Raw genomic sequence first — 14,213 nt, forward strand, 5'->3', positions numbered from 1 at the left:
CTTCCTCTTCCAATATCTTCTACCATTCCTCCATTTTTTTCTCGTCCAACCTTTCGATGAACATATCCACATCAATAGTATTTCGCGCTCAACGATTTTTCACTCATGAAAGGAAGTCGTTTTCATTTATACTTTGGCGTATGGATCCTCCCTCGCTCCGGCAGGCTAAAAAACTGGATTTAGAAACAAAATAGCGAGATTGAGCAGCGCGGCGAAGCCGACCCAGAGGAGGTAGGGGTAGAGCAGATAGGCGGCCCTGGCGGAAATGGGTTTGAACGCACGGATGGTTTTCCATATGGCCCACCCCAGCAATAGGATGACAACGAACCCCAGCGCAGGCGATCGGAGGCCGAAGAAGGAGATGCTCCACAGCAAGTTCAATCCCAACTGGAGGCCGAACACCTTCAAGGCAGGAATGACCTTCTTCTGCTTGGATCCCCGCTCCTGCCAAACCAGATAGAGGGATATTCCCATCAGCAGGTACAAAAGGCCCCACGCCGGCCCGAACACCCAGGATGGAGGGGTGAAAAAGGGTTTCTCCAATGCCGCGTACCATATTGGGATGGCGGGCGTGGTGAACAGTGCACCCGCAATTCCTGCGAGCTGGCAAACTCCTATTGAGAGGATAAATCGGATTCCATTGAATGGTTTAGGCATACATTTTATTCCGGACCGGATACGATTTCATGACCCTATTCCAGGGCAGTGACAAGCGCTTGCTCCTCGGCCGTATTCGATGCACCGAAACAATTTTTTATTTATAAGCCTATTGAAGGCATTCGGGGCGAGAATTCTTCTTACCCCAAGGATATGTTATTCGACACAATTATAGCAATAGGAACCGGATTCCCTCATGAATGAATGTGAAACTGACCAGGGCAATTGCCGCGAGCACGAATTTCCTGAATGCTGCTAGACCCTCCACCACTAAAAGAGATGTTTTATAGACCAAAATAGGTATATTCGTTCATTTGGGAGTATTTACCACCATGAAAAAAAAGACCTCAATGGTAGATGTGATTGTTATTGGCACGGGTTCGGCCGGTTCAATCATCGCGTTTGCATGTCGTAAAGCGGGAAAAAAAGTTGCCATAATCGATGATAGAAAAGTAGGTGGAACGTGCGCGTTACGCGGATGCGATCCAAAAAAAGTACTAGTTGGTGCGGCTGATTTGATCGAGTGGAATTACCATATGCATGCTCAAAAAATTATTCATCCAGTTCCAAGAATAAATTGGAATGCGTTAATGCAGTTCAAACGAACCTTTACGGATCCCGTTCCTCTTTCGCTTGAAAAAGAATTAGCGGGTGCGGGCATTGCCTTATTCAAGGGACGCGCCATTTTCGTGGATGAACAAACCATTCAAGTAGGGGGAGAAATCCTCCTCAAGGGGAAAAAAATAGTGATTGCCACAGGGGCCGTTCCAAATGTCCCCCCCATTCCGGGTTCGAACCATTTCATTACGAGCGACGAATTTTTGGAATTAGAAAAACTTCCAAAGGACATTACATTCATCGGCGGAGGATACATTTCATTCGAGTTTGCGCACATCGCCGCTCGCGCCGGTTCACGCGTGCGGATTATTCACCGAAGCTCCCACGTATTGAAGGAATTTGATCCCGATTTGGTCAAAATGTTGGTTGAATATTCCAACGAAATAGGAATCGATATTCTGCTGGATTCAACCCCCACTAAAATTGAAAAGAAAAAAGATACCTATTACTTGACGGTTAAGGGGAAGTCCAAAAAAACCATTAAAACAGATTTAGTAGTGATTGGCTCAGGAAGAAAACCGGCGTTGGAAAAACTAAACCTGGAGAAAGCACATATTAAGTGGGATGGAAAAAAACTGTTACTGAATGCATACCTGCAAAGTATTTCCAATCCGCGCGTATTTGCAGCCGGCGATGCAGCGTCGAAAGGTCCACCCCTCTCTCCTGTGGCGGGGATCGATGGAAATGCGGTCGCCTACAACATGCTTAAGGCAAACAAAACAAAGCCCAATTATGCAGGAGTAGCATCCGTCGTTTTTTCCATTCCTCCGTTAGCCAAAGTGGGTTTAACGGTGACAGAAGCCCGAAAAAAGGGATTGCATTTCCATGTTAAATTCAAGAAAACCCACGAATGGTATTCGTCGCGACGCCTTAATGAAAGATGCTCCGGATTCAAAGTACTTGTAGAAAAAGAAACGGGAAAAATTCTTGGTGCCCATATTTTGGGGGAAAATGCGGAAGAACTAATCAATATCTTCGCACTCGCCATTCGATTAAACCTTTCCATGCATCAATTGAAAACGACTCCATTTGCTTACCCTTCTCATGGTTCAAATGTCCATTCCATGTTCCCTTAATTGGTGAGGGGGCCGACCGGAGCACGCTAATTCCTTTATGTTACCGATTGATAGTTTTATATTCAATGATTTAGCCATTGGACTATGATTCCTAAACCATTGATTCTGCTCGTCGTTTTGATGCTTGGGTGTATTCAGCCTGAGATTCCAGTAGAAGAAAACACCGTTCCCGCTACCCCTCCCGCACTTCAAAATGAGCTAATGGGAAATGAAACCAATGAGGAAGAAACAGAAATGGTTTCCCCCGATGAGATTTATTGGAAAGAGCGCGTGGAAGCAGCATTTGCTCCAGTAGAGTGTCCATCCCCTCCCCTAATAGATTATCCTGATTCCTATTACCAAGGTCCGCTCATCGATAATCACATTCACATTTCGTCTATTTTTGATGGAGGGCCTGGAAGCGAGCCCGAAAAAACTGATCATCCCGCATTAGGCGTCACTTCCCATATTACGGATTATATGTGTACCCTTCGCTACGATGGATCAATGCAAGCATTGACCTTTTTTCCAGTGTGGGATCCCATTGCCGATCAGTATTTGGATATTGCCAAGCGCACAATGAAAGAGTATCCCGATCTTTTTATCCCCTTTATTATGCCACCGGATGATGACGGGAATCCAAATGGTTTTCCCACCGTGGATGCGAAAAAGTTGGATGAATTTTTGAGCAGGCATCCGGGTTTATTTCGCGGCTATGGGGAAATAGGATTGTATGCGCGACCAGGAGGTGCTCCCGCACTTTTCCCGAATAGCCCGCGATTGAAGGAAATCTATCCCATTGTGCGAAAGCATAATCTTGTCGTGTACTTCCATTTAGGGGAAGGCCAGCAAGAGGCTTTTGAAGAAATTCTCTCGGAAAACCCGGATATTACCTTCATTTTTCACGGCGACCAACTCATTTCCTACCAGCAGGATGGAACGCAGTATTTGAGCGCAATTGAGGAAATCTTGGAAAACCATTCCAATGTGTATTATGAGGTGGATGAATTGTGGGGGGACGTTTGGTTATTGAAACCCGGCGCGTCCAAAGAGGATTTTCTAGCGCATTTTGAGGATTATGGGCCTTTGCTCGAAAAGGATGTGGCAACCTGGAAGCCCTTTATTGAACGTTTTCCCGACCAGGTTCTCTGGGGAAGCGATCGTGGAGTTTCTACATTGTGGGATTTGGATCGCGACGTGGCGTTCCAATTGCAGGATTACGTGCGCGCATTCATTGGAAAACTCGATCCGTCTGTGCAGGAAAAGTATGCCTACAAAAATTCAGAACGAATATTTGCAAAAAAATGACCTCCTCCCCCACGTGAACTACGGGGCACTAAAGTGCCCCGCGTCCTTCTCAACACGAAAAGAGAAAGGCGAAAAAATATTTCCGCGGGCGGGATTCATCCACCCACCAATGTGGGATAGGGTTCTCCCGAAAATGACCTAAAAAGAAAATGAGTGCACCTTGACTTTACAGGAAAATGCCCCGAGCGGGATTCGAACCCGCGTCCCCACCGTGAGAGGGTGATATCCTTGACCGGGCTAGACGATCGGGGCATCAGTTCTATTCCAAATGATTGGCCTACGGGGGGATTAAAAATCCCGCGACGGTTTCGATCGGGAGGGCTGGCCAGTACCCTGAAATGACCAGGTGACCGTTATTTCATTTGGGGGGCCCACTATTCCAAAAGAACCAGGGTGGTCCTTTTTAGGTACTTTTCACCCCATGAGAATGATAATCCATGTCCCCCCACCAATTCCTCCGCCTATTTTACACCCCCACCCAAGTGCTCCGCCAACAGCGGGATAAGGCCTCCCTGCCCGTCGCAATGATTAATCTCTTTCTCACGGGAGCCAACGCCGGGGTCGTGGGAATCCTTTATGTCACCCTCCTCCTGGATTCGTTTGGCACGCACCCCCCGGGAAAGGCTTTGGAACAGATTGGGGGTTATATTTTAGGGGAAGGGTTCCACGTGCTACTGTACCTTCCCTTCATCTCGGCGGTGGGGGCCGTTATTTTTCTGACTTTATTCATGGCTCTCGTTTGGATGATCGCCACCCAATTGGGGGGTCATGGGAGGTGGGTGGTGAATGTGTATTTGCTTTCCATCCTTTTCCTCCCGATCGCTATAGGCACCTTTCTCGTGAACCTCGCGCTCATCTTTCCTTTGGTGGGGGGACTTCTAGCCGTGGGATGGGGAATATACATCCTTTATTTGGTTATCCAAACCGTGTCGATTGCTAATGGTATTTCTCCATCTAAAAGTATTCTCGCATTGGTTTTCCCCGTCGCGCTGGCAGTAGGATTAATCCGCACCTTCACTGGGTGAATCGGCTATTTTGAAAATAGGAAGAGGGAGGGAATGCCCTCCCACTCATTTCAGATGCAACGTCCGGCTGAACAGGTTTTGTTCAAGTCTCCACAATCGTATTTGAAGGCATAGGCATGGTTGACCCGAGCCCCGTCATTGTTCACGTTCACATCCTTCCCACACGCATATTCGAGGAGCGTCTGGGTATTCACACATCCGTCCACGTACTGGATGGGCAATGGATGGTTTGGGAACCTAGCATTGAGGTCGCCCGACGTGGTGGGGTTAAACCCTCCGTCGGTGTCCAGGCAGGAAATGACGTCATTCGCGTCCCCGACCATGAGAGCATTATACAGCGGCCCCCCATTAACATTCCTCACCGTCACTGGAGTAACTGGGATGCGGGTGATATGCGCCCACACCAATGGAGCGATGACCAACACCACCAATAGGGCGATAACACCCAAGGCGATACTTCCTTTATGAAAATCCATCATTCATTCCTCCTTCCCAAAAATGGGGTAGAACAATCTTCGAATCCCGAGTTATATAAATGTATGGAAGGTCGCCCATCCGCTTGGAAATAAAGCAATCACCCCAAAGAATTCCAACCACCACGCACCAACCCATGAAACAGGTCTTGTTGATGTCTGCACAATTGAATTTGAAGGCATAGACATGATTGAGCAAACCTTAAACGCACCATGCGAGGAAGCAGAATTTGTTGAGATCCCGGCAGTTGAATTTGTAGGCGTACACCTTGTTGGGTTGGAATCCGGTTCCATTATGGTTGACATCGCTCCCGCATGCGAATTCCAGCTTGTAATCCCCGATAGGGGAACCTAAGCAATTCTCGTAGTAAACCAATTCCGCATTCCGGTCAGCCGATCGCATGCGCAACACGCTTCGGAATTCGGGATTAAATCCACTGAAGTGTTCGGTACAGGATATGGCATCCGAGGCTTCTCCCATTTGTATGGCGGAATAGGCGATGGCGTGATCCGGGTTGAATATCGTGACATTCGTGGGTTGTATTCGTTCAATGTGAGCCCACACCAATGGAGCGATGACCAACACCACCAATAGGGCGATAACACCCAAGGCGATACTTCCTTTATGAAAATCCATCATTCATTCCTCCTTCCCAGAAATGGGGCAGTACTACCATCAATTCAGGAGTTATAAAAATGTACTGAGGACTCACTCATCCATTTGGAAAAAGAGCGACACCCTCACAGAGTCCTAATCACACGCACCAACCAATGAAACAGGTCTTGTTGATGTCCGCGCAATTAAATTTATAGGCGTAGACATAATTGGTGATGAGCCCGTTTCCATTGTGGTTTACATCTTTCCCGCATGCGAATTCCGTTTTAGTGGTGTTGTCAAGGCACCGCTCGAAATAGACTAAATCCCCATTCCGGTCGGCGGATTGCATGTGCAGGGTGCCCATGAGGTGGGGTTTGAACCCTCCATCCGAGTCGAAGCAATACAGCGCATCATGGGTCTCTCCCACTTGTTTCGCGTGGTACGCATAGGTATCTCCCCGGTTTACTACAATCGCCCCCACGGCCTTCATCCGTTCCAAATGCGCCATCACGAGGGGCGCGATGAGCAATAGGCCCAATAGGGCCAGCCCGGCCCCCAGCATAAATGTCCGATTACTAGTCATCAAATTGCCTCCTTAATTGGGGTGGATGGAGTACTTGGGGTCGGCAAGGAATAAAAGGATAGGTTGTGTCACCTAGCCCAAAATAGATTAATGACGACTAAAATATTTCGTCCACCTATCTATCGAGCATTACCTTCTTCATGATCACGGGTTCCAATGGCGCGTCATTCCTTCCAGTGGGGGTTTTCCCAATGGCCTGCACCACCTCCATCCCCTCGATGACCTTTCCAAAGATGGCGTGCTTTCCATCCAGCCAGGGAGTGGGAACAAGAGTCACGAAAAACTGGCTGCCTCCTGTGTTAGGTCCCGCGTTCGCCATCGAAAGAATCCCGGGGGCGTTGTGTTTCAATCCTTCTCCAAATTCGTCCGGGATAGTATACCCCGGGCCCCCCGTTCCATTACCAGTGGGGTCGCCTCCCTGCAGCATGAAGCCCGCAATCACCCGGTGAAAAATCAACCCGTCATAGAATCCTTTAGTGACCAGGTCGAGGAAATTTTGGCTCGTCCGGGGGGCTTTATCCTGGAATAGTTCGGCCCTAAATCGGCCAAGAGTGGTTTCAAATGAGATGATGGGATTGGGCATGATGGGTTCCTCCGGGATCAATGCACTATCCGTGGGCGCTAATGCATAAAAATGGAGATAGATGAGAAGCCCGTTGATCCCCATTTCCGGGAGAGAAAACTCCTCCATTTTCCTGGAAAAGCATCTTTTTTAACTCCATTTCCACGGTTTCCCCATGCGCCGTCCCTTGAAATATTTTCCCTGCAAAATGCCGGCTTTCCGCGGGACCCTCCGGGTTTTGATACTGAATGGTTCACTAAAGCACGGATCCGAAAAATCCAATACGCAGGCATTAGTGGAAATCGTATTGCGGTTCATGCGCACCCACGCAAAAATCAAAGTGGAAAGCATTCGGCTTTCCGATCGCCATATTGAAGTAGGATTGGGTTTCAAAGAAAGCGAGCAGGATAAATGGCCTGAGATAGCCAAAAAGATTCGCGGAAGCGACATCATCCTTTTTGCCACCCCCATTTGGTGGGGCAACCGTTCCAGTTTAATGCAGCGGGTGATTGAGCGGTTAGATGCGTTTGACGAGGAACGTATGAAGGAAGGGCGGTCTTCCTTGTACAATAAAGTCGCCGGCATCGTAATCACCGGCAGCGAGGACGGGGCGCAGCAAACCATGGGGAGCCTCATGGAAGTGCTGAGCTGGATGGGCTTTACTTTACCCCCCGAATGCGCGGCCTATTGGGTGGGGGAAGTGGGTCAGAATCCAGCGAATGACAAGAAAAAAATGCTCAAGAATGCCGCGGCCAAATACATGGCCAAAACACTCGCACGGAATATGGCATACTATGCTAAATTGTTGAAAGTATATCCGTTGGAACCCCGGAAATGATTTTTTGGAATACAAGACCTATTGGGGTTTGGGATAGCGATAATTCACCAACCACTGAATGCTGAATTGATCCTGGAGCGACCCATAATAATCCCCCCAGGGTTGGTCGGCGATGGGCATTTCTATCTTTCCGCCTTGGGAGAGCGCATGGAATAGGCGGTCAGCTTCTTCTTTACTGTCAGGATGAATGGAAAGGTGAATGTTATTTCCTTTGATTAATTTCTGTCCTAGGGATTCCAAGACATCGGTGGCCATCAGCATGTGACCTTGTCCAATAGACAGTCCCACATGCATCACCTTGTTTTCATCCTCTTTTGAAATAGTCACTCCCTCCATGGGCATATCCTTGAATCGCACAACAGGGGTTAATTCCCCCCCAAAAACGGATTGGTAGAAACGGAAGGCGTCTTCCGTATTCCCCGCAAAATTGAGATACGCGTTTACTTGAATCATGGCTCTCACCTCGTTGTTGTTTTGATCAGGGGTTCCCATCATAGGCTTTTTTCAACCCCCCAATATCGAATTTCTTCATTTTTAGAAATGCCTGCGTGACCCGTTTCTTTTTCTCAGGATCATTTGTTTGCATCATTTCATTCATCGCCTTCGGAACAATTTGCCAGGAAACCCCGAATTTGTCTTTCAACCATCCGCATTGTTCGGCTTCAGGTACCGCCGAGAGCTTATCCCAGTAATAGTCGATCTCCCCCTGCGTCTCGCATTCGACGATGAGGGAGACTCCCTCGTTAAACCCAAAGGCATGGGGATAAGCGCTGTCCATGGCGGCGAACCATTGGTTTTCGAGCATAAAATCGGCAAACATAATGGTCCCTTCTTTGTCGTATTCGGCCCCTGCCGGATAACGGGCGGTTTGACCGCGTCGGGCATCCTTGAAAACGCTCACGTAGAAGTCGATGGCTTCCTCGGCCTGGCCCGCATGGTCCTTGGTGAATAGCAGCGAGGGTACGAGAGCCGTCCGCGATTCCCCTTCCGGATGGGTCAAAATAAGTTGCCAGGACACGCCGTACTTATCCTGCACCCACCCGTACCACTCGCTGAAGGGGTATTTCTGCAAGGGCATGAGTATTGTTCCCCCCGGCGTCAATTTTTCCCACAGTGCATCCAAATTTTTCCGCGCATGCGGGTCATTAGATGGATCAAAATTTACAAAAAACGAAATGGAAGGGTTAATTTTGAACAGGGGGCCCGCACTGATTGCCATGAAATCAAGTCCCGCAATGGAATATGAAACGATATCGCAGTCCCCGGAGGGCGTGTCATGAATTTGCGTCACATATATGATTTTCGAGTCGGGAAACACAGAAGTATAAAATTCCGCGGCCTCTTTTGCTTCTTTGTCAAACCATAGGTGGGGGGCGATATTTGACATGAATACAATAAGCACCTAAACCGTTTAATATGAAATGGTCAAAAGAAAAAAAGATCCAAGTCAAGTGGATTATTTGGTCTCACAGATTCAGTGCGGTCTGGACCACAAACCAAACCCCAATCAATGACTTCTTCCCCGGCCTAAAGGCCGGGGTATCCGATATGGGAAGGATGTCACCTACTCGCGTGATCGCTCGCCAAAAAATGGGCGACTCACGGTCGCCCTAAAGGGCGAGGTATAAACCTTTTTGATGAAACTTTTTTCTAAAAAGTTTCAATAAGATTTATTGCCAGCTCGGCGATTCATCATTCAACATGGATATTCGTCATCATTCCAGATTCCAAGTGTTCTGCAGTATGACAATGAAGCATCCATTCGCCTGGATTTGAGAACTCCACCGCAATATCGATTGTGCTGCCCGATGGAATGAGCACGGTGTCTTTCCAGGAGGCATTTTCTACAGGTTTTCCATCAATGGTTAACACAACAAATCGTTGTCCGTGTAAATGAATAGGGTGTTGCATGGGGTGCATACTGTCTTTCAAATTCTTTAGTCGAATGACCTTCCATGAATCCATTGAAGCGGTCTGCATAATGTCCATATTTTCATTTCCAGTCACGGGGTCACGGAGAATCCACGTGACATCCTCGCTGGAAGTGCCAGCGTTCATCATGAACATAGAATCTTCCCATTCCACTCCATCGCTGCTTGTCCCCCCATGCATCGTATGTCCACCCCCCATCATGGATTCCATAGACGGCCAATCAAGCGCAATGTCATATTCCCAATCCGGTTCGATTCCCTTCAACATTTCAAGTTTCTCTATGGGGGGTAAATCAGCGGAATCTGGCACCCATTCCGGTATATCCGATAATGCAATGGATGATGAGCCTACTTCTATCGTTCCAAAAACTGCTTTTCCGATGGGCGTTTGATTCAGCACTTCATACACCCCGGGTTGTGAAAATTGAACCTCCACGATGGCACGTTCGGAGGGGGCTAAGATAACTGCATCTGTTTCAACTGGCTCGGGCAAAAAACCTCCATCCATTGCCCGCACATATAACGTTTGTTCATCAATGGCAAAGCGCATGGGACGTGCATTTGAGACATTTACGAGCAAGAACCGAACCCACTCGCCCGTTTGAGTTTGTACACGTGCATCCGATTGACCGTTTACCAAGAGCTGATTCCCGTACCGTCCCATGAGTGCGAACAACGTTTTGTCTCCTGAAACTTGGATTTTATTTTTTGAAAGTTGTATATCATCCAACGCCCACGTAAATTCTTTCATGACTGGCAATGGATTTTGAGGTTCGACCCAGATGAGTCCATACATTCCCAAGTCCTGCTGCCGGTCCTCTCGGACATGAGGATGGTACCAATATAATCCAGCGTCGGGAAAGATCAAATCATATTGATATGTCTTTCCCGATGCCACCTCCTTCTGAGTACTGCCCGGGACACCATCATCTTTGTTGGCCACGCGAATTCCGTGCCAGTGTACGGTAGTAGGTTCGGGCAATTGATTAACAAAATTTATTTTGGCGTGCGAACCCTGCTTGACTTTAAGGAAGGGACCTGGAATGCTTTCGTTATACGCGTATCCATTTTGTGAAATCCCTTCGAGCGTCCATCGCACGGGTGAGGCGGTTAATGTGAATGTTTCATTATCAGGTAAATTAATGACGAGGGATTCTTTCGTAGTCGGCAGAACGCTTGCAAAGGGAGTATTGTTTTCTACACAACCGGCGAGCGATGCTATAACAACAACTCCAAGAAGGACGAGTGAAAGATTCATGTGTAATGAATTATTAACAGTTCTTTAAATTAAGATGGTATTGGGATAAGCACTTATTTTTTGAAAAAATGACTTCAGAATAGAATATGAATGAAAAAAAATAACCCAATGGGTGGAAATTGGAATTGTGAATATACCCCATAAAAAACAAGTGGCTTTCAGTTTGGGCGAAACTGCCGATAGTATTATGCTATTTGGTCGCTCCCTCTTTTGATAGGCGCCGGAACTCGGCTATGAGTTGCAGCATCGCAAATGACGTAAGTTTTCAACCTAGACGATGTACCTCGGGGGAGGTCTTAACCGCCCAGTGCAACATGCTTACTGATTCAAACTCTTTGGATACTGGCTTAATGCATAGCGACTATTTATTCATTGGCTCGAAAAAGGAAATTGTCCTATTTGGAATAAACATGGCGATCCAAACCGTCCCACAGTGTAGACAGCCGTGGCGAACGCGCCCAATCAAAAGAAAACCAAGGGGTCGCGTTACCACTCTGTATCGCAGCGGCCTGGCAAAGTGAACCAGTGTCTCAGAGGCGAATTTTTGTGGCAGTTTTGTGCTATGCCTTTTTTAGAATCTACAAACATAACTGAAAATTGTTCTTATTTAAAATCGTTTCCGGGAGATCACACGATGTTTTGATTGCCCATTTTTAGTGTATTTTTCAACCAGGACTATTTCTTTTGGGACATAGTCAAAGCGAAGAGAACTTCGATTGACTTTTTCACTCAAATCGCGGAGTTGATCGCTATCCATCTCTTTAGCAAGCGTGACATGAGGTGTATAATCAAACCTTTTTTGGGGCCATAATTCATATAACCATTTATTTAATTCTTTCAAAAAGCTGTTTGGATCGCGTACACGGGCAAATAAGATATTCGGAGACTGAAATGTTCCAACTGGCTTTTTTCCACCAATTTGAATCATGGCAGCAGATGGAAGTATTGTTTTTTGAAATCGTTCAATTAGTTTGTTCAGTTCACTTGGTGTCATATTCCCAACAAAGTGTAGCGTGATATGCAGTTTTTCAGGGTGTTGTATTTTAATATTCCTCTTTCCAGAAAGACGATTAAGCCAATGTCGTTGAACTTGTTTTTGTTGTGCAGGCGTTAATCGAACTGCAAAGAATACACGACGCACATTAGAATGGGAGGAGTGTGCTATTCTCCTCGGAAATAAACGCCCTTTTTCCGACTTGAAACGTGTACGCCCTAATTTCGATGTGACACCTAACGCACGCGGCTTTTTTCCCCTTAACAAAGAATGCATGAATCCGAATAGATCACGAAATTATTAAATCATGCCTCGGGGGAGACTTGAACTCCCGACCTCCGGGTTATGAATCCGGCGCTCTAGCCAACTGAGCTACCAAGGCAGGGTTTCGCCCCTGCGCGACGAGGGACTACGTTAGCAGGATTGCAAGCAATCCTGCAGTAGGCCTAACTCAATCATTTCGGTTTCACAAGGCTTAAAAATGGGCCGAGATGAGCGCGTTAAACGATACCCAATCCAGCAATCGCACCCTAAAACAGTTCATACGTGAGGGTCCGGAAGTTGCACAGTGAAGCTGACCTTATTCTTCTTCACGTGCCACTCAGGATGCTCCCGTTTGAGCCGAGTATATACTTTTTCCCATTGAACATCTAGACCAATTTCATCATTCACAATAATTCGATCGTGCGTTCCCAAAACAATTATACCCCCTGGCTTGAGTAGCGTGGCAAGTTTTTCGACATATGTATACGCGGTTTCGAACCCTGGCGACGTAGGTGAAACTAATTTAGGTAAAGGGTCCTTCATCAGGTATATTGTTCCCATGTTTGAATAAATTAAATCAAACCGGAGATGAGCGCGTTTGGTATAACGAAATAAATCCATGTCCACCCCGTGAATGAATATTACCCCCTCTTCCCTTCTCCATTCGGGGTATGAGTGTTTGGAGTACCCTATCATCTGAATGTGTGGACCAAACTCCCGTTGCAATTCACCCATAGCCAATCCTGCACCGCACCCCCAATCCAGTACGTTCAGACGGGACGATTTTTTCATTCGATGCCGCAGCCATCCAGCAATATCAAAGCGCAATTCCCCCGCCACAATGCGCAAGGAGGAGTGATCAAACGTATAATCAAAAGGAGAACGAGAATAGATTCGTTTTCCCTTCTGAGAGGCCACTCGTTCCACCCGAATCACACGAAGGGGCACGGGTTTTCCTTTTGGTTTGCTAGAGCGATAAACGGGCATGCATCCCCTCACTCAAACGTCAGCCGGCTTTTCACCCTTATTTCAGTTTCCCCCACTAATACAAGTCGATCGGCCATTCCGAGGAAGAGGCCGGTTTCGAGTACGCCCGGGATGAGACGGGATTGGGAATCAATTTCCTCTAAAGTCAGTTTGTCGTCGATCGTGGCTTCTACCAGATAGTGGCCGGACTCCGAGAGGGGGGGTTCTTTCTCGTATTTTGAATAATCCACTCGTCCGATTTGCTCGAGCAGGAGCAGGGTGCGTTTCCACCCGAAGGTGCTGATCTCGAAGGGCACGTCCCCGTGGATTTTGTCATACATCTCCTGGCTCGGGAGGATGGCGATCATCTCTCCCGCGGATTGGGCGATCATCTTGTCTCGAACCAGGGAGTAGGTGATGCGTTTGGTGAAATTGTAGTCCGAATCCGCCTGAGAGACGAATTCGAAGGCGATATCCACCTCCCGCTCATTGAGCGTGGTTAAAGGCAGATGGAATTGTTGGGCCGTGTGCACCTGGCTCGTGGACGTGGGAATGAGGGGGATTTCCCAGTGGTTCTGCTCGCAGAGCAGACCCAGCTTCTTGAGGAAGAGGTCTCCCAATTGGTTGGTGCCTATGGCGATGACCTTCCCGTCCTTGACGTATTTGGCCAGGAACGCGTCCACGTGATCTTCCGAGAGCATGCGGGAGAATGAGATTAGGGGGATATAAGGATTAGGGAGAAAAAGGAAGGAAGCCCGGGAAACTCCCGGGCGTTAATTTTAATGCCGATCCCGTTAGCGGCGGGCGCGGGGGCGCGAGCTTGCGGGGCTTCGGCGGGCTGAAGCGGCTGGGCTTCGGGCTCTCGAAGAGGCTCTTCGTGCAGCGGCCATGGTGGTGTTCCCTCCTTTTTGGTGATTAATGGATTTGGAAAGGAGTATTACCTCTTCTTTCCTCTCTTCCCCTTCTTGGCGGGGGTGACTTTTTTAGCCTTCTTTTTGGGCATTTTTTACATTCTCCTTTGAACGATTTTCTTAAAAAAAATCGTCGCATGGTGTGCAGTCTTCTGGTATTTAAACGTGTATC

The 14,213-nt window shown here is 47.7% G+C and carries 15 protein-coding genes and 2 tRNA genes; 4 read left to right on the forward strand and 13 right to left on the reverse strand.

Going from position 1 to position 14,213, the window contains the following annotated elements:
- Positions 1 to 165: 165 nt before the first annotated feature.
- On the reverse strand, positions 166 to 657 hold the full coding sequence (locus Q8P05_04330; GenBank protein ID MDP2666697.1) for a TspO/MBR family protein: 492 nt from the start codon (positions 655 to 657) through the stop codon (positions 166 to 168).
- Positions 658 to 989: 332 nt separating this feature from the next.
- On the opposite strand from Q8P05_04330, the gene Q8P05_04335 reads away from it, so the two are divergent.
- Positions 990 to 2,351, forward strand: coding sequence for an NAD(P)/FAD-dependent oxidoreductase (locus tag Q8P05_04335; GenBank protein MDP2666698.1), 1,362 nt, complete (start codon positions 990 to 992; stop codon positions 2,349 to 2,351).
- 84 nt (positions 2,352 to 2,435) lie between these two features.
- The gene (locus Q8P05_04340) at positions 2,436 to 3,638 is read left to right on the forward strand and encodes an amidohydrolase family protein (protein ID MDP2666699.1); all 1,203 of its coding nucleotides are present in this window, start codon (positions 2,436 to 2,438) and stop codon (positions 3,636 to 3,638) included.
- 177 nt (positions 3,639 to 3,815) lie between these two features.
- On the opposite strand, the gene Q8P05_04345 is transcribed toward Q8P05_04340, so the two are convergent.
- Positions 3,816 to 3,890: transfer RNA gene (locus Q8P05_04345), tRNA-Glu, on the reverse strand.
- 185 nt (positions 3,891 to 4,075) lie between these two features.
- On the opposite strand from Q8P05_04345, the gene Q8P05_04350 reads away from it, so the two are divergent.
- Positions 4,076 to 4,663 (forward strand): hypothetical protein, encoded by a 588-nt coding sequence (locus Q8P05_04350; protein ID MDP2666700.1) that lies wholly within the window; start codon positions 4,076 to 4,078, stop codon positions 4,661 to 4,663.
- Between the two features lie 50 nt (positions 4,664 to 4,713).
- Here the strand turns inward: Q8P05_04350 and Q8P05_04355 are convergent, their stop codons facing one another.
- The 4 genes from Q8P05_04355 to Q8P05_04370 form a co-directional block, all read right to left on the reverse strand.
- A complete protein-coding gene (locus Q8P05_04355; GenBank protein ID MDP2666701.1) occupies positions 4,714 to 5,142 on the reverse strand; it encodes a hypothetical protein in 429 nt (142 codons plus the stop codon).
- Positions 5,143 to 5,338: 196 nt separating this feature from the next.
- Entirely contained in the window at positions 5,339 to 5,776 is a 438-nt protein-coding gene (locus Q8P05_04360; GenBank protein MDP2666702.1) for a hypothetical protein, read from the reverse strand.
- A 115-nt stretch (positions 5,777 to 5,891) separates the two neighbouring features.
- Positions 5,892 to 6,317, reverse strand: coding sequence for a hypothetical protein (locus Q8P05_04365; GenBank protein MDP2666703.1), 426 nt, complete (start codon positions 6,315 to 6,317; stop codon positions 5,892 to 5,894).
- A 115-nt stretch (positions 6,318 to 6,432) separates the two neighbouring features.
- Entirely contained in the window at positions 6,433 to 6,900 is a 468-nt protein-coding gene (locus Q8P05_04370; protein ID MDP2666704.1) for a peptidylprolyl isomerase, read from the reverse strand.
- A 154-nt stretch (positions 6,901 to 7,054) separates the two neighbouring features.
- On the opposite strand from Q8P05_04370, the gene Q8P05_04375 reads away from it, so the two are divergent.
- On the forward strand, positions 7,055 to 7,717 hold the full coding sequence (locus Q8P05_04375; protein ID MDP2666705.1) for an NAD(P)H-dependent oxidoreductase: 663 nt from the start codon (positions 7,055 to 7,057) through the stop codon (positions 7,715 to 7,717).
- 18 nt (positions 7,718 to 7,735) lie between these two features.
- Here the strand turns inward: Q8P05_04375 and Q8P05_04380 are convergent, their stop codons facing one another.
- The 7 genes from Q8P05_04380 to Q8P05_04410 form a co-directional block, all read right to left on the reverse strand.
- Positions 7,736 to 8,170, reverse strand: coding sequence for a VOC family protein (locus tag Q8P05_04380; protein ID MDP2666706.1), 435 nt, complete (start codon positions 8,168 to 8,170; stop codon positions 7,736 to 7,738).
- A gap of 25 nt (positions 8,171 to 8,195) precedes the next feature.
- Complete coding sequence (locus tag Q8P05_04385; protein ID MDP2666707.1) at positions 8,196 to 9,104, reverse strand: VOC family protein; 909 nt, start codon at positions 9,102 to 9,104, stop codon at positions 8,196 to 8,198.
- A gap of 305 nt (positions 9,105 to 9,409) precedes the next feature.
- Positions 9,410 to 10,906 carry a multicopper oxidase family protein gene (locus Q8P05_04390; GenBank protein ID MDP2666708.1) on the reverse strand — a complete coding sequence of 499 codons (1,497 nt, stop codon included), beginning with the start codon at positions 10,904 to 10,906 and terminating at the stop codon, positions 9,410 to 9,412.
- A 607-nt stretch (positions 10,907 to 11,513) separates the two neighbouring features.
- Positions 11,514 to 12,176: an RNA 2',3'-cyclic phosphodiesterase gene (gene thpR, locus Q8P05_04395; protein MDP2666709.1), complete on the reverse strand. Its 663-nt coding sequence runs from the start codon at positions 12,174 to 12,176 to the stop codon at positions 11,514 to 11,516.
- Between the two features lie 32 nt (positions 12,177 to 12,208).
- Positions 12,209 to 12,282: transfer RNA gene (locus tag Q8P05_04400), tRNA-Met, on the reverse strand.
- Positions 12,283 to 12,440: 158 nt separating this feature from the next.
- Positions 12,441 to 13,151, reverse strand: coding sequence for a methyltransferase domain-containing protein (locus Q8P05_04405; GenBank protein ID MDP2666710.1), 711 nt, complete (start codon positions 13,149 to 13,151; stop codon positions 12,441 to 12,443).
- 8 nt (positions 13,152 to 13,159) lie between these two features.
- Complete coding sequence (locus Q8P05_04410) at positions 13,160 to 13,831, reverse strand: ribose-5-phosphate isomerase A (protein ID MDP2666711.1); 672 nt, start codon at positions 13,829 to 13,831, stop codon at positions 13,160 to 13,162.
- Positions 13,832 to 14,213 lie beyond the last annotated feature (382 nt).

It is taken from the genome of Candidatus Diapherotrites archaeon (genome assembly GCA_030688545.1).
Taxonomy (GTDB): Archaea; Iainarchaeota; Iainarchaeia; order Iainarchaeales; family VGJJ01; genus VGJJ01.